The sequence below is a fragment of the Streptomyces sp. NH27 genome (assembly GCF_056859195.1).
Window position 1 is genome coordinate 1 of the sequence record NZ_JACEGK010000095.1, and the last position, 17,916, is coordinate 17,916.

Genomic DNA, 17,916 nt, shown 5'->3' on the forward strand with positions numbered 1-17,916 from the left:
CCCCCACTTCAGTAGCGCGCGGGCGTCCAAGGGGGCGCGGGGGAACCCCAGCGGCCGGCCGGCCGCAAACGAGCACCCCAGCGGCGAACCCCCTTCCCGCCCGGCGCAGCGCATCGCACCCCCGAACGGCTCATCCGTACGAGCCACCTCGTTTGCACCGTGCTTCCTTGATTAGGAGCAGAAGTGCGAATACGAGCCACAGCCGGTCCCGTACGACCGGCGGGAAGCAGGCTGACATGGCGCCACGTTCACGCGGCTCAGGGCTGATCGGCGAGTTGTCCGCGGAGTTCGCCGGCACCCTGATCCTCCTCCTCTTCGGCATCGGCGTGGTCGCCCAGGTCGTCGCCGGTGGAGCCCTGACCAAACCGCCCGGCGGTCTGGGCAACCACGACAGCATCGCCTGGGCCTGGGGCCTGGGCGTGACGCTCGGCGTCTATCTCGCGGCCCGGCTCAGCGGCGCGCACCTCAACCCGGCGGTGACCTTGACCCTCGCGGTCTTCAAGGGCTTCTCCTGGAAGAAGGTCGCGCCCTACATGCTGGCCCAGACGCTCGGCGCGTTCTGCGCCGCGCTGCTGGTGCGCTGGAACTACACCGAAGTCCTGGCCAGGGCCGACCCCGGCCACACCTTCAAGACGCAGTTCGTCTTCTCCACGCTGCCCGGCAACGGCAACCCCGCCGCGGGCGTGCACGAATGGGGCGCGTTCCGCGACCAGGTGATCGGCACCGCGATCCTGCTGATCCTGATCCTGGCCATCACCGACCTGCTCAACAACCCGCCCCGCGCGAACATGGGCCCGTTCATCATCGGCCTGGTGGTCGTGGCGATCGGCATGGCGTTCGGTACGGACGCCGGCTACGCCATCAACCCGGCCCGTGACTTCGGTCCCCGGCTGGCCAGTTACATCACCGGCTACCACACGGCCTGGCGCGACGAATGGGGCAACCTCTACTTCTGGGTGCCGATCGTCGGCCCGCTGGTCGGCGGCCTCGTCGGCGGCGTCGCCTACAAGCTCTTCGTCGGCCGCCACCTGCCCCACGCGGCACCGGAGCCCACGGGCCGTACCCCGATCCCGCAGGACTGAGCCCGCGGAAGCGGGCCCCGGCAGCCGAGGCAACTCGGCTGCCACGCATGTTCGTTGACCCAGGAGCTCCAGCAGATCCAGGAGAGGCAGCTAGCCATGGCGGACTTCGTCGGCGCGGTGGACCAGGGGACCACCAGCACCCGGTTCATGATCTTCGACCACGACGGGAACGAGGTGGCCCGGCACCAGCTGGAGCACACCCAGTACCTGCCGCGCCCGGGCTGGGTCGAGCACGACCCGACCGAGATCTGGGAGCGCACCAACGTGGTGATCCAGACCGCGGTGCGCAACGCCGGGATCACCGCGGCCGACCTGGCCGCCATCGGCATCACCAACCAGCGCGAGACCGCGGTGGTGTGGGACCCGCGCACCGGACAGCCGTACGGCAACGCGATCGTGTGGCAGGACACCCGCACCGACTCGATCGCCAAGGCGCTGGAGCGCGACGGCCACGGCGACCTGATCCGGCGGCGGGCCGGGCTGCCGCCGGCCACGTACTTCTCCGGCGGCAAGATCAAGTGGATGCTGGAGAACATCGACGGGCTGCGCGCCGCCGCCGAGCAGGGCAACGCGATCTTCGGCACCACCGACTCGTGGGTGCTGTGGAACCTCACCGGCGGCCCCAAGGGCGGCATCCACGCCACCGACGTCACCAACGCCAGCCGCACCATGCTGATGGACCTGGAGACGCTGGACTGGGACGACGAACTGCTGGGCATCTTCGGCATCCCGCGTGCGATGCTGCCGACGATCAACCCGTCCTCGCACCCGGACGCGTACGGCAAGACCCGTACCTCCCGGCCGCTGTCGCAGGAGGTGCCGATCTGCGGCGTGCTCGGCGACCAGCAGGCGGCCACCGTCGGCCAGGTGTGCTTCGCCCCCGGCGAGGCGAAGAACACCTACGGCACCGGTAACTTCCTGCTGCTCAACACCGGTACGGAGGCGGTGCGCAGCGAGCACGGCCTGCTCACCACGGTCGCCTACAAGTTCGGCGACGCCCCGGCGGTCTACGCGCTCGAGGGCTCGATCGCGGTGACCGGCTCGGCCGTGCAGTGGCTGCGCGACCAGCTGCACATCATCAAGGTCGCGCCGGAGAGCGTGCGGCTGGCCAGGACCGTGGACGGCAGCGACGGCATCTACTTCGTGCCGGCGTTCTCCGGTCTGTTCGCGCCGTACTGGCGCTCCGACGCCCGTGGCGCGATCGTCGGCCTGGCCCGTTTCCACACCGACGGCCACCTGGCGCGGGCGACGCTGGAGTCGATGTGCTACCAGAGCCGCGACGTGGTCGAGGCGATGGAGCAGGACTCCGGGGTGCACCTGGACGTGCTCAAGGTCGACGGCGGTGTCACCGCCAACGACCTGTGCATGCAGACCCAGGCGGACATCCTCGGCGTGCCGGTCAGCCGCCCGGTGGTCGCAGAGACCACCGCGCTCGGCGCCGCGTACGCGGCCGGTCTCGCGGTCGGCTTCTGGCGCGACACCGACGAACTGCGCGAGCACTGGCACGAGTCGAAGCGGTGGCAGCCGGAGTGGTCCGAGGAGCAGCGCGACGCCGGCTACAAGGGCTGGAAGAAGGCGGTCGAACGCACCCTGGACTGGGTGGACGTCGAGTAGCCGGCCGATCCGCGAGCAGCGGACGACCGTACGCGACAGGCGGCTCCGACGATGTGTCGGGGCCGCCTTCGCCGTGCCCAACAGGTCACTCGCGGCAGGTCACTCGCACCGCGTCACTCGCACCGCGTCACTTGCGGACGTACCAGGCGGTGACGTCGAGCTTGCCGGTGTTGCCGAGGTCGACATTGAGGGGGACGCGCTGCTTGGCGCCCGCGACGGTGAACTCCAAGGTGGCGGCGAGCGCGGGGGGTTCGTTCGACTCGGTGTAGGTGTTCCGCCAGGCCAGGATCGCGATGACCTGCCGGCCGGAGCGCAGCGTCGTCGTGGCCGGCCCGGGGTCGGTGACGCTGTCGACCACGTCGTCGCCGTGGTGCACCCGGACGTCCACCGTACGGACGTGGTCGTCGAGCAGCCGCAGCTTCGGATAGCCGCTGACGGCAAGGGACTTGGTGCCGCAGTTGGTCAGCGTGACCACGGACTGGCGCAGCCCCATGGCCGCGTCCGTCGCGTCGATGCCCACCCGCAGACCCGAGGCCGGACAGGGGCCGCTGGGGGGCGCCGGAGTGGTGGTACCGGGCCGGCCGGTCGGCGGCACACCGTACGACGGGACGCCGGTGCCACCGGAGATGCCCGGCGGGAGGGTGTCGGCGTGCACCCTGAAGTCGTCCGTACGCGGTGGGGCCGGCATCGACGCGCCGCCGTCGGTCTGCGTCCCGCAGCCGGCCGCCAGCAGCGCCACCACCGCGGTTCCGGCCGCCGCGACGGCCGCCGCCGCCGTCCTCGTGCCGCGCGGTCTTCGCGATGTCCTTGTCGTCCGCATCGCGCGATCATCACATAATCGGCGTCTCGCCGGTCCAACCGGCAGCAGATGTGGCAAGAATGGGACACTCCAGACCACGCAGCAGGGGGAGGCAGGCCATGGCCGGCGCCATCGCACTCACACCGGGCGGCAACACGGCCCTCGACGGCGACCGGGCCCGCGCCGAGGTCACCGCGACCGGCACGGCCGTCGACGTGTCGGCGGTGCTGCTCGCCGAGGACCGCAAGGTGCGCGCCGACACCGACCTGGTCTTCTACAACCACCCGGCGCAGGACGGCGTCACCGTGCAGGGGCAGGCCGTCGCCGTCGACCTGGCGCGCGTGCCGGCCGCCGTGCGCACGGTCGCGGTCGTCGTCAGCGTCGACGCGAACGAGCCCGGCACGGTCTTCGGCAGCGGCAGCGGACTGCGGCTCGCCGTCACCTCGGGCGACCGGCTGGTCTCCTTCGAGCCACCGCCGTGCCGGCTCGGCGAGACCGTCGTGGTGCTCGCCGAGTTCTACCGCCGCGCGGGCGCGTGGAAGGTGCGGGCGGTCGGGCAGGGCTACGCCGACGGACTCGCCGGGCTGGCCCGGGACTTCGGGGTGTCGGTGGACGACGAGCCCGCCGCGGCCCCCTCGTCCGCACCTGCCGCCGAGCCGGCCGCACCGTCGCCGGCCACGGTGCCCGACGCCGTACTCGCGCCGCCCACCCTCCAAATGCCCTCGCCCGCACAGAAGTTCGGGCCGCCGCCGGACATGGGGGCGCCGCCCGCCGGTACCGGTCCGGTCGCCACACCGCCGGGGGGCTCGGCCGTACCGCCGCAGCCCGCGTGGGCGCCACCCGTGCCGCCGCAGCCCGTGGCACCGCCGGCCGCTCCCCCGGCCACGCCGGTGCCGGTGCCGCAGGTGCCGCCGGTGGTCGCGAGCGCGCCCGTGGCCACGCGTGCAGCCGCGCCCGCGATCAGCCTGGAGAAGGTCGAGCAGGCGGCGCCGGCGCTGGTCAACCTCTACAAGCAGGCCGGGATATCGCTGCAGAAGCAGGGCATCACCGGCCAGCGCGCCGCGGTCTACCTCGTCCTCGACCACTCCGCGAGCATGAAGTCGTACTACCGCAGCGGCACCATGCAGCATCTCGCCGAGCAGGTCCTCGGGTTGTCCGCGAACCTCGACGACGACGGCGTGGTGCCCGTGGTGGTCTTCGGCAGCCAGGTGAACCTCGTCTCCGAGATCTCGCTCGACAACCACACCGGCCGGGTCGAAGCGCTCCAGCACAAACTGCCCTGGGGCGGCACCTGTTACGCCCCCGCGATGCGTGCGGTGATCGACCACTACCAGCAGTGCGGCGCCACCGACCCCGCGTACGTCGTCTTCCAGACCGACGGCGAGCCCTTCGACCGCGGCGCCACCAAGCGGCTGCTCCAGCAGACCTGTACGTTGCCGATCTTCTGGCAGTTCGTCGGCTTCGGCAGCCCGCGCGGCCTGAAGTTCCTCCAACGGCTCGACACGCTCAAGGGCCGCACGATCGACAACGCGGGGTTCTTCGCGGCCGGAAGCGATCCACGCCAGCGGGACGACGCCGAGCTGTACGACCTACTCATGGGGGAGTTCCCGATCTGGCTCAAGGCTGCGCGGGCGGCGAGGATTATTCGCTGAGTTTGGTGAGCGGGACCCTCCGGGTGCCGTGGTGCTGTCGGTTCCGGGACCACCTGGCGGTGGGGGGCTTGTCGCGCAGGTCTGTCAAGCAGTCTGGGTTGCATCGTTACCAAGCGTTTACCCAGGTCGGCGGCGTATCGGTCCTGCCTTACCGCCGGTCAGACAGCGTAAGGCCCCGCCCATGCGCCACGGGGAGGACGCACGGACGGGGCCCAGTAATCAGCGGGAGGCAGGCACGGCGGCGTTCTGTGCGCGCAGCTCGTTCAGCCGTCGTTGGTAGAGCGGCCCGGCCACGTGTGCCGCCCGTGCCTCACTCGGCGCTGACTGTTCGATCAGGTGGTGTGCAACGGCCTTGAGGTGAGCGGCCCACGCCAACACGTGCTGTTGTGCGCTCCGGCCGCATTCCTGGGGCTCACCCGGGAGGCACAGCGGGAGGACGGGACCGACCTTGTTCGCCGCGTGCCTGATGTAACCGGCGATCGTCGCCCATTCCTCCTCGGTCCGCTGGACCGCGTTGCCTTCCGTGACCCACCTGCCGAAGTCGTCGCCGTGGTCTTCCACTTGTGCTCTCCCTGGGAACTCAGCGTGTTACGCGGGTGCGCCGATCGTAGCCGCGCTGTCACCGCCGACTGCGCCGACTCCCAGCGCGGAAAGGTCCCGTGCAGCCTCTTGGACGCGCTGACCTTCCTGCACGGCCACCACCCCACCGCGAAGCGGGAGATTGAGGCTGAGCGCTTTCTCAACGTTCGCCCGGGTCTTCTTGTGCGAACCCCGGATGCCTGGTCACGCTGTCGTGTTCCTCGGCCGTGTCCGAGTAGTACGACATGGCGAGTTTGACCCCGCAGTCCGTGAATGCTTCCCACAGTTCCGGCCGGATGTGGGTCATGTTCGAGAACACTTCCACGGATAGCCCGGACCCGTGCGCGTGCCGGATCAGTTCCGGAAGGTGCGGGTACAGCGTCGGCTCTCCGCCGATGAACTGAACGTCAAGTGCACCCATGCCGGAAAGCTGGTCGATTACGTTCGTCCAGTGGGCAACGGTCATCGTGCCGTGCGTTCCCTTGGGCGACGAGTCCGCGTAGCAGTGATCGCAGAACTCGTTGCACAGGCCCGTAACCTCTAACCACGCGAATTTCAGCGCGCTTTGGGCAGCGTGCATTAGCGAACTCCTAACGTTCGTCCTTCGCCACCGGATGGGCTCCCTATCGCCACCCGCACATACTGGGCAGGGAACCTTGAACGTGTTCTTGCATGTCTCGCATCCGAAGAACCCGAAGCAGTCGGGACACCAGATTTCGCGCCAACCGGCGCAGCAACCGCAATAGGTCGTCGCCGGACCGGCCTTGCCCCCCTTTGGATTGGCGGTCACGGCCTGGCCAGGTGTCGCCGAATCGCCCCGGCCAACTCCTCGGCGCGCTTTGCCAATTCCTCAAGAGAGGGCAGCGGCTACCGCCGTGCTTCTTCCGGTCCTGTCTCGCTCTTGGGATTTTCGCCGCTCACTCTATCTTCGCCTCGCCGTCCGGGCATTTAGGGCAGCCGCACTGGAATTCCGGCCATTTCAGCGCATCCTCCGGAAGAACCGGAGGTGAAATCGTCAGTGCGACGGGAAGCCCTCTGCTCGCGCTGACAAAAAAGCGCTGCGTTCTCCCGGACCCGTTACCAACATGGCTCAAGGACCCTCTACTATTCGCCATGGCTGCCTGCCCAATCAGGTGGTCCACACCCCCGGGCCGGTCGCACGGTAGCGGGGGTGTTGCATTGACCAACGTCCCCCCGGCATGAGTCAGCGCATAGCGGCCACGTGTAGGCCAACTGTCGGCCAGACTGGACCCATGGGGAGCAACGTTGGGGCCAACATCCGGCGGGAGCGTGACCGGCTCGGGTGGAGCCAAGCGCGCCTAGCGCGGGAGGTCTGCCGGGCAGCGGGGATTCCCGGTGATCCGGTCGGCCGCCAAGAGATCAGTCGTTGGGAGACAGGCAAGCGCACGCCGCGTGAATGGCTGCCCTTCCTCGCTGCGGCGCTCGGCGTCCCCGTGGAAGCCCTCACGGGACCGCCTACGCCCGCCGAACCACCCTTGCCGACCCTCGCTGACTTCCTGCCCGCCGAGGACCCCCTAGAGCCGCCGGCGACCCGCACGGGCGGGAGGCTCGGCGTCGGCCAGGTGGAAGACCTACGACAGCGGGTGCACGGTCTACGGCTTGCAGACGACTTCCTTGCGGGCGGGGATCTCATCCGGCCCGCGCTACGGGAGATTCGAAAGGCCGTTCGAATATTCCGAGAGCACTCCTACGCCGACCTGACGGGGCGTCAGCTACTCGTTCAAATTGGGGAGTTGGCGCAGATTGCAGGATGGATTGCCAGCGATGCCGGGCAACACGAGGAAGCCGAGAGGATCTATCGGCTAGGTCTCAGCGCGGCCACGCAAGCCGAGGACCGGATGCTAGCCGGGAACCTTGCCGGGTCACTCGCCTACCAGCTCAGCAACACCGGGCGGGAGCCGGGAGGACTCGATCTTGCCCGCGCCGCACTGGACGGGGCCGGGCCGGATGCATCTCCGAAAGCGCGTGCGCTATACAACGATCGGGTAGCTTGGGCGGCCACGAAAGCGGGCGGTTCGGAGAATGCACAAGCGGCAATGCGCGCCCTCGGGGAAGCGGGTCAGGCCCTTGCTGACGACAGCGAGGGAGCCGAGTCACCGGGATACTTGTATTGGGTGGACGCCGGGGAATTGCGCGTCATGGAGTCTCGGGTTTACACGGAACCACGCCGACCGCTGCGGGCAGTGCCGTTGCTACGGGAAGTCCTCGGCGAGTACGACGCGACGCACATGCGAGAAATGGCGCTCTACCTCTCATGGCTCGCTGTTGCGTATGCCGACGCGAACGAACCCGAGGAAGCGGCGGCCACGGCGGAACGCATGCTCACGCTGTCGGCCGACCTTTCCAGCGAGAGGACAGCGGAACGGGGGCGGGTCGTTCTCGCTCGGCTCGCTGAATTCCGCGACGTGCCCGAGGTCCGCGCCGTGCTTGATTCTCAGGCTGCCTAGCGAGAAAACCGCAGGTCAGAAACCTATGGGTCCCGGCCGGCCGAGGGGGGCCAGAAGCGCGAAAATCCCCCGACAGCCGGTGAGGCCATCGGGGCCATCCTAGGAACGTTCCTAGGTTCAGAGTGTTACAACTAATTGACGGAGGATCAGTCAGAAATGACACGCCAGTTGGGTGATATCGAGTACGTAGGATCTTGCCGGTTCGAGTGGTTCGAGCAGCGGCCGACGGGTGAACTTTGCGGGTGGTTCTTCATGGACTACGCGGATAGCGCCCCGGACGTAACCCACCGGCTTTGGATCATTGCAAGCATGACGCCGGATCGGGAACCCAGCTACTTTGTCCAGCCGGGACCAGGAGAGAATCCCGGCTGGCCTCTCCCTTCGCTGGAAATGGCGGTCGGGTACCTCGTTGGGTGGTTCACCGGTCGGGACGAGTGGTGAACGTGTAAATGCCGTCGCTACCCGCGTGACAGCGGGAACCGCCATGCAACGATGGGGCGTTGGTACCGGCCCACTGAACATTCATGCGCGCGTCACCGTCGAATGCCTGCCCGCGCTTGCCGCGCTTGACGTAAATGCAGTCGATCGCCAGCCGCAGCAAGTCGCGCCGCTCGTTGTGCTCGGCTCCCTCCCACACCTTGGCGGCCAAGCCGTCCACGAACTCGGAAACGTCAACCTTGGGAGCGGTCAGCGCCGACGCGGCCGCCTGTGCCGTCTCCACGTCCTCGGTGAGTTGTTCCCGCAGGGACAGCGCCATTGCCCGCTGCCTCTTGTAGACACCCGCGCTGAACTCCTTCTCGAATGCGGCGAGTTCGGCGCGTGCCGCCCGCAGTGCATCTTGGGCTTCCACCACATCGGCCGACGCTTCCGGGTGCCGCAGCGCCGCGTACCGCTCGGCCACTGCCAACAAGAACGCGTCTTCCAGGTCGGCGACGGTCAGCGCGGCGAGCGGTCCCCGTTCTGCACCTTCTTGGACTTGCGGAGGTAGAGGTCAACCGCCGCGCCCGGATCGGCAGCGGGGGCCGGAGCAGCCTTGCGGGCGGAGGCAGGCTTGGCCGCCGGTGCCTTGCGCTGTGCGGGGACACGAGGGGCGGGAACCGGGGTCGCGTCCGCCGCTGCCTTAGCGTCCCGCAGGGTGCCGTACAGCGTCCCGCCGTTCAGCCGCCAACGCCGCCCCTCACGCGCAACCGTCGCCGTACCGTCGGTGTAGACCCCATCCCCCGCGCACTCCCACACACCCACTCTGACCAGCCCCTTTGTCGTAGTCCCAACTACAACCAAGGGTGTTTGTTAAGCGCAGTTCCCCGCGCCCCTGGGTCTGGGTTAGTTGCGGGTACTCCTTGAAAGGAAGCTGTGCCGGTGGGCCTGGTCTGTTGGGGACGGGATTACCTGACCATGGACGGCCGGTCGCGTCGTTTGGTCTCGGCACCTTGCGGACCCTCGCACCTCCCCGGGCCGGTGCGGGGCTTCCGTGGAGGGGGCTGGTGGGTGGTTGGGCAAATAAGAGCGTAGGGGACTTTTGGGGCAATTAGGGCTCGGGTGTGGCATAAACGCAAGGGCTGCCATGTTGTTATGTGGTCCGGCGATTGCCGACACAGCTTCATCGGCCATACTGCTTGCCGTGGAGCAGCAGCGCATAGGTTCGATCACCCCGTCCATGCCCGCCGCCGGCCTCGACCCGGCGTACGTGCCCGGCCTGACTCCGGCGCGCTCCGACGCGGACGGGCCGGCCGACGCCGTCCCGGAGCAGGCCGAGGCTCCCGAGCAGCCGGCGGCGGAACCGCAGGCCGCCGAGCCGGAGGCGGAGCCCGAGGCGGACGCTGGGGCGGAGGACGACGCGGAGGCGGCGTCGGAGTACGCCGAGGACAAGGACGCGGCGGACGCGGGGGACGGCGATGCCGAGGGCTCCGTGTTCGACGTCTCGGACCGGCGAGGTGCGATCGTCGCGGACCGGGTCGGCGTGCGTTTCCGCCTCGACGAGGAGGAAGCGGAGTTCACCTGGGACGAGATCGCCGCGGTCGAGATCGACACTCCCCGGTTCGGGCGGCGCTTCTCGGTGACCGTCTACACGCCTGAGCGCCGGTGGTACGACGCGCAGGTCGAGGCCACCTCTCGCGGCCAGCTCAAGGAGTGGACCAGCCAGCTCGACACCGTCCTCGACACGTACTTCGAGGCGGAAGAACCGGAAGAACCGGAAGAAGCCGAGGTGACCGCCCCGGAGACGGCCGAGGACTCCGACGCGGAGGCCACCTCCACGGAAGAGTCAGCTGATTCGGACGAGGCGGAGCCCGCTCAGAAGTCCTGACGCCACCGCCAGGCGTCCCGGAGCCGACGGCCCCGGGACGCCTGGGGGTCAGGCCCACCCGTACAGCTCACGAAGACGGTTCACCACCAGGTTGAACCGTCCCCGGTCCAGCGCGCACGCCTCCCGCCGCATCCCCTGGTCGTGCAGCCTCAGCACACGGTCGAGCACCACCCACGAGTCGCGCCCCTCCCGGTCCCACGGCCCGGCCCCGATCGCGAGCCAGTCCCCGCCGTCATGCCGCTTGCTGGTGAGCTGAACGGCGAGCAGCGTGCCCCCCGCCTCCCGCGCCACCACCAGCACCGGCCGGTCCTTCCCCCGCCCGTCGTGCTCCTCAGAAGGAACCCAGGTCCACACGATCTCCCCCGGATCAGGGTCCCCGTCGTGCACCGGTGCGTACTCGGTACGAACCCGGCCCACATCCCTCGGCTCGGCCTCCGTAGTCGCATACGGGCCACTGGCCCCCGGGAACTCGGGCTGACTCTCGGTAAACGTCGTCACCCCGCCGACCGTATAGCCCCCGCGGCCACCCTCACCAGCGCCTCCCCGGAATACCCGCACGGGCCCAGGCGCACGCGGGTTCGCCGCACGCGGCCGGCCCGACCGCTTCGCCGTACGCGGACCCCGCGCCCGAACCCGTACCCGGACCGGCAACCAGACCGCTGCCGACACCGTCGGTCAGAACGCCGCCGGCGGGTGCAGGTGGGAGAAACGGTCGACCAGGGACACCAGCGCGACCCGCTGGCCGGGGGTGATGCCGCCGGCGAGGTCGGACTCACGGATGTGTGCGCGTCGCAGGAATTCGTGCGCGTCTAGCGCGGTGAGCGGTCGGACCGAGCGGACGAGGGCGGAGACGGTGATCCCGGCCGCGTCCTCGTCCCCGGATGAGGCCCGCCGCAGGACGCGGGAAAGCCCGCTCGCCCCGTCCGCGGCGACCTCGCTCAGCACAAGGGCCCTTCGATGGGTCGCCTCAGAGCCGTACAGCGCCATATGCCCACCTCGATCGGTACTTTCGGTTCGTCCCGATTCATCCCCCACAGATGAGCGTACGCCCGGAAACCGGCAGAACGAGACCCGGTAACGATTTTCACTGTCGGTAAACGGCTAGCGGTCGGCGCGCTTGCGCGGAGCGTCTCGCGTGGAGCGCGGAACGCGGACCTGGCAGGGGACCTGGTGCAGGCCGGCGCCCTGCTGTGCACGATCGCGGGCCTCCGATCGCGGGCTTTCCGCTCACGTGTTTCCGATCGCGAATACGGGCAACCCGGGCAGGACAACCCCTGGAGCCGGAGGTGAAGGTCGTGGCGCATGCGAACGGGTCCGCCAGGTCGGTGGGCACACTGGTCAAGGAGGGCACCGAGCAGCTTTCCGACCTGGTCAGACAGGAGATGAAGCTGGCCCAGGCCGAGCTGACGCAGAAGGGCAAGCGGGCCGGGATCGGCGGCGGGCTGTTCGGCGCGGCCGGACTGATGGCCTTCTTCGCCCTCGCCGCCCTGATCACGGCCGCGATCGCCGCGATCGCGATGCCGCTGACGTTGTGGGCGTCCGCGCTGATCGTGGCGGGTGGGCTGCTGCTCATCGCCGGGATCGCGGCGCTGATCGGCCGCGGCGAGGTCAAGCGGGCGGTGCCACCCGTGCCGGAGGAGACCGTGGACAGCGTTCACCAGGACCTGGTGATCCTGAAGGAGAGGGCCAAGCGATGACGCCCCGTACCGACCCCCACCTCGCCGAGCTCGAACGGCAGATCGCCGAGACCCGCGAGGCGCTGGGCCAGACCGTCGAGGACCTCGCCGCCAAGGTGGACGTCCCCGCGCGGGCGAAAGCGAAGGCGCGTGACACCGCGGGCCGGCTGCGCGCCGCGGAGGACCGCACCCGGACGAGGGCCGCGCACGCGGCCAGCAGCGTCAAGTCCCGGTTGCCCGGCGGCTCGTCGTCCGCCCCCGACAACGCGGCGGCGCTCGCCGCGGGGGTGGGCGCCCATCGCGCGGAGATCCCCCCAGCCGCGCCTGACACCGAGGCCGCCGCCGTGGTCTCCCCCGCTGCCTCCGGATCGGCTTCCGGATCAGCCACCGGATCAACTTCCGGATCGGCCACCGCGCCCGCCGTATCCGCCGTCCGCTCGTACACCCCGGCGCTCGCGGCGGCGACCGTCTCCGCGGCAGCGGCCGCCGCCCTCGTGTGGGCCCGCCGCTGCGACCGCTCCTGATCCGTCCGTCCCGGCTCGGCCCGGACCGGCCCCTCGGCCGCGCCGGGCCGAACCCGTACGCCGGTTCCGTACGGCGGACCCGTACGCCGAACCTGTACGCGGGGGCTTGCCATCGAGTGCGCTCCAAGGTGTTCGCTGGCGGCATGGAATACGTGCAGCTCGGTCGGACGGGGCTCAGAGTGAGCCGGGTCGTACTCGGAACGATGAACTTCGGTGCGGAGGTGACGGAAGAGGCGAGCCATGCGCTGATGGACGCGGCCCTCGACGCGGGGGTGAACTTCTTCGACACCGCGAACGTCTACGGGGTGGATGAGCGCAAGGGGTACACCGAGGAGATCATCGGCAGCTGGCTCGCGCAGGGTGGCGGCCGCCGGGACAAGGTCGTACTGGCCACGAAGGTGTACCTGAACGACACGAACGACGGCTCGTCGCTGTTCGACCGTGCGTGGCCCAACCACGACCGGCTCTCCGCGCTGGGCATCCGCCGTGCGGTGGACGCCAGCCTCAAACGGCTCGGCACCGACCACATCGACGTCTACCAGTTCCACCACGTGGATCGCGCGACGCCGTGGGAGGAGATCTGGCAGGCGATCGACGTCCTGGTGCAGCAGGGCAAGATCCTCTACGCCGGGTCCAGCAACTTCGCCGGCTGGCACATAGCCCAGGCCAACGAGGCTGCGGCCAGGCGCAGTTCACTCGGCCTGGTCAGCGAGCAGTGCCTCTACAACCTCTTCGAGCGGCGCGCCGAGACCGACGTGATCCCCGCGGCACGGGCATACGGGCTTGCCATCATCCCCTGGTCGCCGCTGCACCAGGGGCTGTTGGGCGGGGCGCTGCGCAAGGAGCGCGAGGGCGGCGGTTCCCGTACGTCCGTCGGCCGGTCCGGCGCGGGCCTGGCGAACCCGGTCGTACGCGCGCAGGTCGAGGCGTACGAAGCGCTCTGCGACAAGCACGCGGTCGAGCCCGGCGAGGTCGCCCTCGCCTGGCTGCTCACCCGGCCCGGCGTCACCGGCCCCATCGTCGGCCCGCGCACCCCGCGGCACCTCGAATCCGCCCTCCGCGCAGCCGAGTTGACCCTCACCCCGGAATTCCTCACCCAACTCGACGCCATCTTCCCGAGCCCCGGCCCCGCCCCGGAGTCCTTCGCCTGGTGACCTCCCTCGCCCGGTAACCTCCGCCGCGCAGAACCGAGTTGCCCACCAGCACCTCGGGCTGCGCGGCCACGCCGCAATCGGTACGGTGTCGGCGAGGACGAAACAGGGGACGAAACAGGGGGAGACGATGGGCGATTCGAGCCAGCCGAAAGTGGTCAACCCGGCCCTGACCGCGCTCAAAAGCCTGCGCAACGATCTCGCGGGCGACATCGAGACCTACCGCGATGCTCTGGAGAGCACCGCCAGAGACATGGGCGGCAGGAAGGTGTGGACCGGCAAGGCCGCGAGCAAGTGGGAACAGCACGTGACGCACCAGCGGTCCCAGGTGAAGACCATGGTCGACAAGCTCCTGCCGATCATCGACGCGGAGATCGCCAGAACCCCGGCCGAGGTCACCCAAGCCGCGGCCAAGGCTTGGCACGCGGACCAGGGCCAGTACATCTGAGCGACCTGCCCCCGGCCCGGCTCAGCCGGTACGCAGGCAGTCCGTGTGGGCGGTGACGGTCCACAGCTCGGTGGTGGCCTTCTCACTGGCCGCGGTCGCCCTTACGGTCAAGTGGATGTGGGCCTCCTTGTTCACCAGATTCTCGGAATTGCGGGTGTCGAACTCATAGGTCAACTTCTTGTCGAAATCGATGGAGTAGCCGCGGCCCTGGAGCCACGGATCAACCACTGTCGACAGGTTCAGATAGGTCCTCACCGGGCCGACGGTGAACGTCTGGTGCCCGGCGAAGGAGTAGCTGGCCTTGCCGTGCCCGCAGGACACGGCCTTGGTGCCGTCCTGGGTGACCGTGAACGGTGTCGTGGCCTTGTAGTACGTCCGGAACTTCGCCGCCACCCACCGCGCGTCCGTCGACATCTTCACTGCCGAGTCCTTCGCCTTCGGCCCCGACGGGGAGCTGGAACACCCCGTCACCGCCAGCGTGAGCACCACCGCACCGACCGCACCGACCGACGCCCACGCGCCGTGGCGCGACGTCCGAACCGATCGTGAGTGCACCGACATACGACCTCCCCCTATCCATGACATGACCGGCACCGTATGCGCCGCGAACGACCGAGGCCATGGCGCGTCCACGGTCATGGAGCTCGTTGGGGAGGCCCGCAACGTGCAATTGCGCGCGGGACCACGCCGGGAATGCGGCGCGCAACTGCCCCACCCCATCGACCGGTTCCTCGCACCCGGGTGCGTTACGTACTCCACGCCCGCGAACGGACCCAAGTGCCCCATGCGGCACACGCGGCACACGCGGCACCAGGCGGATACTGTACTGGTGTGACCAGAAGATAGCGATGCGTGATCGGAAACCAGCGGCGTCGGCCAACCCGCACCCGGCCGCCACGCGCGCACCACGCCCGCTAAGAGCCCAGGGGGGGCAAGCAGATGACGGAGTTCTCGGGGATCGATCCCCAGGCGCTCAAGGGCATGATCTCGTCGTTCAGCGCCGACAAGGAAAGCCTGCACGACGCGTACGGCCTGTACTGGTTCCGCTTCTACCAGCACGGCCTCGACAACAGCCCGCTCAACACCCTGAACAACATCGCGTCATGGATGGACGACCAGGTACCCGGCCTCAAGCGCCGCTACAGCCTGGCGATCGGGCTGGAGCACGGCGGCGACACCACCTATGTCGTGCAAGTGCCCGAGCCGGTGATCAGCAGCGCGGCGGCGCGGAAGCAGGCGCAGGATCTCGCCAAACAAGTCAGCTCGGTCGACAAACTGGGCGGCAATAGCGGCAAGCAATACCACGACATCGCCGAGCAGCTCAAGGATCACGAGGACGACCCGGACTACTGCTCTGCCTTCTACGCCGCCCTCAAACCGCCGAACCTCGCGGTGAGTCTGCCCAGCATACTGGCCGCCACCGGCAGCAACACCGCCCCGAAGGACCTTGAGGTCTACAGCAAGGCGTTCGGCGCCGCCAGCCGCGCACCGTACCCGGCCCCCGGTTTCGACAAGGTCAAGAAGCTGTACACCACCCCCGTCCCCAAGGGCGATTACCCGGCCGGCTGGGACCGGATGGCGATGATGCAGTACGGCGACTTCGACTCGAAGTTCCTCGCCGACGCCAGCCGTGCTTCCGTTCTGGACCAAGTCGCCAAGGACCCAGACCAGGACTTCCGCGGCACCATGTCCGAAGCGAAGCAACTCGGTCTCCCCCAGGACACCGTGGCCGTGGCACTCGGCGCCCTCAGCAACAACAAGTCCGCAGACCAAACCGCCATCTCGCAGATGGGCGACCCGAAGAACCCAGATATCAAAGGCCATCTCGATATCCTCTTCAAGTACGCCAAATGGGACTCGGATGTGCAGACCAATCTTGGCAAGGCCATCGACACCGGGGCGGGTGTGAAGGGCTACAACGACCAGAACGGCGAATGGCAGGCGAGCCCCGAGAAACACGATGACTACGAGAACGTCTTCGCCTTCTCCGCGATGCTCGCCGCCGGCAACAACGCCGACGAGATTGACAAGAACTTCGACGGCTGGGCGAAGCAGGACCTGGGACGCCTGGCGGCTTCCTACCCGCAGGAGTTGATTTCCAGCGGTAGCGGAGTGAGCCAGAACGTCAAGGACTCGATGCTCGGCGTCCCCGCGGAATACCAGACCGTCGTGGGCACGAACCCGGCATTCCTCCTCAACGGCCAGGACACCTACAAGTTCCTCAAGACCTTCGCGGGTGACGACTCGTACAGCGCACCGTACGACGAAGTGATGGGGAACCTCCAGCACGACATCCTGGTCAAGGCGGCACACCGGGACGCCACTGCCGTCAACGCCGGCAAGCAGGACCCGAACACCTACAACCTCGCGTCTCAGGCGTTCGGCAACATCGGACGCGCGGAGTACGACGCCGAGAAGAAGGTCCGCGGCGACATGGACGCCTCCGACGAGGCGAATCGCGAGGCTCTGAAACGCTTCGTCATCCTCGGTTCGGAAGTCGTCGGCGAGCCCGAACTCGGTTACGGGTCCACCCTTGCCTGGCGAGTCGGCATGTTCACCGCGAAGGAGTACGGCGGCTCGGCGTACGTGGACCAGGGCGAACCGCGCACCGATAAGCTCCAGGACGCCAACTACGAGCGGATCATGCAGACGCATTACACCATGACGTCCACCCTGTTGGAGGGCGGCTGGAAGCCCGACACACCGCTGCCTGACGACCTCAAGGGATCCGACGGCAAGCTCAAGTCCTTCGAGGAACTGGCCAAGGAGAACCAGCTCGACTCGTTCGACGACTGGGTCAACGACCAGCGCGGAGACGCCCAGCACCCGGACTCGCTCCAGCAGAAGCAGTCCTTCACGTCCAGCATGATGAACAGTGCGGAGATCGACGCGGCGGCCCACGAAGTGGACGGCGGGATATGACGGCCGAGCCGGCCCCGCGGGTTCAGCCGGTACGCAGGCAGTCGGTGTGGGCCGTGACGGCCCACACCTCGCTCGTCGCGTGCTCGCCGGAAGCGGTCGCTGTAACGGTCAAGTGGATACGGGCCTTCTTGTCCACCAGCGGCTTGGTCATGTGGCTGTCGACGTCGTCGTCCGTCTTCACGTCGGAGTCGAAGAGATAGCCCCGGTCCGCCAGCAGCCCCTCACCGCTACTGGTGGTGACGTTCAGATAGGTGCCCGCCGGGACGATGGTGAACGTCTGGTGTCCAGCGAAGGAGTAGCGGGCCTTGCCGTGCCCGCAGGACACCGCCTTGGTGCCGTCCTGGGTAACCGTGAACGCGGTCGTGGGCCTGTTGAACCCTCGCTCCTTCGCCGCCACCCACCGCGCGTCCGCGGCCATCTTCGCCGCCGAGTCCTTCGCCTTCGGCCCCGACGGCGAGCTGGAGCACCCCGTCGCCGCCAGCGCGAGCGCCACCGCGCCCACCACGCAGGTCGACGCCCATACGGCGCTGTGTGGCGCGTGCTTGCGTCGCGCGAACCCGGACATGTGGACCCCCCGTGTGGCGTGACCGGCACCGCCCTGGAGGGCGGTGCGTTCGGAAACTACCGCACGGTGGGCCGGTGGCGGGAGAGGGCCCTGGTGGCGTGGCGTCAGGTGGGGTTACGTCGGGCTGGAGG

The 17,916-nt window shown here is 68.8% G+C and carries 18 protein-coding genes; 10 read left to right on the forward strand and 8 right to left on the reverse strand.

From position 1 onward, the window contains the following. Nucleotides 1-236 precede the first annotated feature (236 nt). Together AC13HU_RS10750 and glpK are read left to right on the forward strand one after the other, a co-directional pair. A complete protein-coding gene (locus tag AC13HU_RS10750) occupies nucleotides 237-1,082 on the forward strand; it encodes an MIP/aquaporin family protein (protein ID WP_483041563.1) in 846 nt (281 codons plus the stop codon). Between the two features lie 96 nt (nucleotides 1,083-1,178). Further along, nucleotides 1,179-2,696, forward strand: a complete 1,518-nt coding sequence (gene glpK, locus AC13HU_RS10755; protein WP_483041580.1) for a glycerol kinase GlpK — start codon at nucleotides 1,179-1,181, stop codon at nucleotides 2,694-2,696. 127 nt (nucleotides 2,697-2,823) lie between these two features. On the opposite strand, the gene AC13HU_RS10760 is transcribed toward glpK, so the two are convergent. Beyond that, nucleotides 2,824-3,516 carry a DUF4232 domain-containing protein gene (locus tag AC13HU_RS10760; RefSeq protein ID WP_483041564.1) on the reverse strand — a complete coding sequence of 231 codons (693 nt, stop codon included), beginning with the start codon at nucleotides 3,514-3,516 and terminating at the stop codon, nucleotides 2,824-2,826. Nucleotides 3,517-3,614: 98 nt separating this feature from the next. Between AC13HU_RS10760 and AC13HU_RS10765 the strand changes: the two genes are divergently transcribed. Further along, nucleotides 3,615-5,147, forward strand: coding sequence for a VWA domain-containing protein (locus AC13HU_RS10765; RefSeq protein ID WP_483041565.1), 1,533 nt, complete (start codon nucleotides 3,615-3,617; stop codon nucleotides 5,145-5,147). Nucleotides 5,148-5,366: 219 nt separating this feature from the next. Here the strand turns inward: AC13HU_RS10765 and AC13HU_RS10770 are convergent, their stop codons facing one another. Both AC13HU_RS10770 and AC13HU_RS10775 read right to left on the reverse strand, forming a co-directional pair. Continuing rightward, entirely contained in the window at nucleotides 5,367-5,708 is a 342-nt protein-coding gene (locus AC13HU_RS10770; RefSeq protein WP_483041566.1) for a hypothetical protein, read from the reverse strand. A 178-nt stretch (nucleotides 5,709-5,886) separates the two neighbouring features. After that, entirely contained in the window at nucleotides 5,887-6,306 is a 420-nt protein-coding gene (locus AC13HU_RS10775) for a radical SAM protein (RefSeq protein WP_483041567.1), read from the reverse strand. A gap of 673 nt (nucleotides 6,307-6,979) precedes the next feature. On the opposite strand from AC13HU_RS10775, the gene AC13HU_RS10780 reads away from it, so the two are divergent. Then, nucleotides 6,980-8,194, forward strand: coding sequence for a helix-turn-helix transcriptional regulator (locus AC13HU_RS10780; protein ID WP_483041568.1), 1,215 nt, complete (start codon nucleotides 6,980-6,982; stop codon nucleotides 8,192-8,194). Nucleotides 8,195-8,612: 418 nt separating this feature from the next. On the opposite strand, the gene AC13HU_RS10785 is transcribed toward AC13HU_RS10780, so the two are convergent. Then, nucleotides 8,613-9,101: a hypothetical protein gene (locus AC13HU_RS10785; protein ID WP_483041569.1), complete on the reverse strand. Its 489-nt coding sequence runs from the start codon at nucleotides 9,099-9,101 to the stop codon at nucleotides 8,613-8,615. Nucleotides 9,102-9,815: 714 nt separating this feature from the next. Between AC13HU_RS10785 and AC13HU_RS10790 the strand changes: the two genes are divergently transcribed. Then, the gene (locus tag AC13HU_RS10790) at nucleotides 9,816-10,499 is read left to right on the forward strand and encodes a hypothetical protein (protein ID WP_483041570.1); all 684 of its coding nucleotides are present in this window, start codon (nucleotides 9,816-9,818) and stop codon (nucleotides 10,497-10,499) included. 48 nt (nucleotides 10,500-10,547) lie between these two features. Here the strand turns inward: AC13HU_RS10790 and AC13HU_RS10795 are convergent, their stop codons facing one another. Beyond that, nucleotides 10,548-10,997: a type II toxin-antitoxin system PemK/MazF family toxin gene (locus tag AC13HU_RS10795; RefSeq protein ID WP_483041571.1), complete on the reverse strand. Its 450-nt coding sequence runs from the start codon at nucleotides 10,995-10,997 to the stop codon at nucleotides 10,548-10,550. A 177-nt stretch (nucleotides 10,998-11,174) separates the two neighbouring features. Continuing rightward, entirely contained in the window at nucleotides 11,175-11,486 is a 312-nt protein-coding gene (locus AC13HU_RS10800; RefSeq protein WP_483041572.1) for a hypothetical protein, read from the reverse strand. A 308-nt stretch (nucleotides 11,487-11,794) separates the two neighbouring features. Here AC13HU_RS10800 and AC13HU_RS10805 point away from each other — a divergent pair, with 308 nt between their 5' ends. The 4 genes from AC13HU_RS10805 (at nucleotide 11,795) to AC13HU_RS10820 (ending at nucleotide 14,298) form a co-directional block, all read left to right on the forward strand. Continuing rightward, nucleotides 11,795-12,196 carry a phage holin family protein gene (locus AC13HU_RS10805; protein WP_483041573.1) on the forward strand — a complete coding sequence of 134 codons (402 nt, stop codon included), beginning with the start codon at nucleotides 11,795-11,797 and terminating at the stop codon, nucleotides 12,194-12,196. Then, nucleotides 12,193-12,699 carry a DUF3618 domain-containing protein gene (locus AC13HU_RS10810; protein ID WP_483041574.1) on the forward strand — a complete coding sequence of 169 codons (507 nt, stop codon included), beginning with the start codon at nucleotides 12,193-12,195 and terminating at the stop codon, nucleotides 12,697-12,699. Before AC13HU_RS10805 ends, AC13HU_RS10810 begins: the two co-directional genes overlap by 4 nt. A gap of 143 nt (nucleotides 12,700-12,842) precedes the next feature. After that, nucleotides 12,843-13,853, forward strand: coding sequence for an aldo/keto reductase (locus AC13HU_RS10815; RefSeq protein ID WP_483041575.1), 1,011 nt, complete (start codon nucleotides 12,843-12,845; stop codon nucleotides 13,851-13,853). Nucleotides 13,854-13,980: 127 nt separating this feature from the next. Further along, entirely contained in the window at nucleotides 13,981-14,298 is a 318-nt protein-coding gene (locus AC13HU_RS10820) for a hypothetical protein (RefSeq protein WP_483041576.1), read from the forward strand. A 21-nt stretch (nucleotides 14,299-14,319) separates the two neighbouring features. Here the strand turns inward: AC13HU_RS10820 and AC13HU_RS10825 are convergent, their stop codons facing one another. Next, on the reverse strand, nucleotides 14,320-14,718 hold the full coding sequence (locus AC13HU_RS10825; protein WP_483041577.1) for a hypothetical protein: 399 nt from the start codon (nucleotides 14,716-14,718) through the stop codon (nucleotides 14,320-14,322). A gap of 519 nt (nucleotides 14,719-15,237) precedes the next feature. On the opposite strand from AC13HU_RS10825, the gene AC13HU_RS10830 reads away from it, so the two are divergent. Further along, nucleotides 15,238-17,220: a hypothetical protein gene (locus tag AC13HU_RS10830; RefSeq protein WP_483041578.1), complete on the forward strand. Its 1,983-nt coding sequence runs from the start codon at nucleotides 15,238-15,240 to the stop codon at nucleotides 17,218-17,220. A gap of 22 nt (nucleotides 17,221-17,242) precedes the next feature. Here AC13HU_RS10830 and AC13HU_RS10835 read toward each other — a convergent pair whose 3' ends face one another. Beyond that, entirely contained in the window at nucleotides 17,243-17,785 is a 543-nt protein-coding gene (locus AC13HU_RS10835; RefSeq protein ID WP_483041579.1) for a hypothetical protein, read from the reverse strand. Between the last annotated feature and the right edge of the window lie 131 nt (nucleotides 17,786-17,916).

Excerpts from the sequence above, each read along its gene's own strand:
- AC13HU_RS10750 (WP_483041563.1), top strand. The coding sequence starts at position 237 with ATGGCGCCACGTTCACGCGGCTCAGGGCTGATCGGCGAGTTGTCCGCG.
- glpK (WP_483041580.1), top strand. The coding sequence starts at position 1,179 with ATGGCGGACTTCGTCGGCGCGGTGGACCAGGGGACCACCAGCACCCGG.
- AC13HU_RS10760 (WP_483041564.1), bottom strand. The coding sequence starts at position 3,516 with ATGCGGACGACAAGGACATCGCGAAGACCGCGCGGCACGAGGACGGCG.
- AC13HU_RS10765 (WP_483041565.1), top strand. The coding sequence starts at position 3,615 with ATGGCCGGCGCCATCGCACTCACACCGGGCGGCAACACGGCCCTCGAC.
- AC13HU_RS10775 (WP_483041567.1), bottom strand. The coding sequence starts at position 6,306 with ATGCACGCTGCCCAAAGCGCGCTGAAATTCGCGTGGTTAGAGGTTACG.
- AC13HU_RS10780 (WP_483041568.1), top strand. The coding sequence starts at position 6,980 with ATGGGGAGCAACGTTGGGGCCAACATCCGGCGGGAGCGTGACCGGCTC.
- AC13HU_RS10800 (WP_483041572.1), bottom strand. The coding sequence starts at position 11,486 with ATGGCGCTGTACGGCTCTGAGGCGACCCATCGAAGGGCCCTTGTGCTG.
- AC13HU_RS10810 (WP_483041574.1), top strand. The coding sequence starts at position 12,193 with ATGACGCCCCGTACCGACCCCCACCTCGCCGAGCTCGAACGGCAGATC.
- AC13HU_RS10815 (WP_483041575.1), top strand. The coding sequence starts at position 12,843 with ATGGAATACGTGCAGCTCGGTCGGACGGGGCTCAGAGTGAGCCGGGTC.
- AC13HU_RS10820 (WP_483041576.1), top strand. The coding sequence starts at position 13,981 with ATGGGCGATTCGAGCCAGCCGAAAGTGGTCAACCCGGCCCTGACCGCG.
- AC13HU_RS10830 (WP_483041578.1), top strand. The coding sequence starts at position 15,238 with ATGACGGAGTTCTCGGGGATCGATCCCCAGGCGCTCAAGGGCATGATC.
- AC13HU_RS10835 (WP_483041579.1), bottom strand. The coding sequence starts at position 17,785 with ATGTCCGGGTTCGCGCGACGCAAGCACGCGCCACACAGCGCCGTATGG.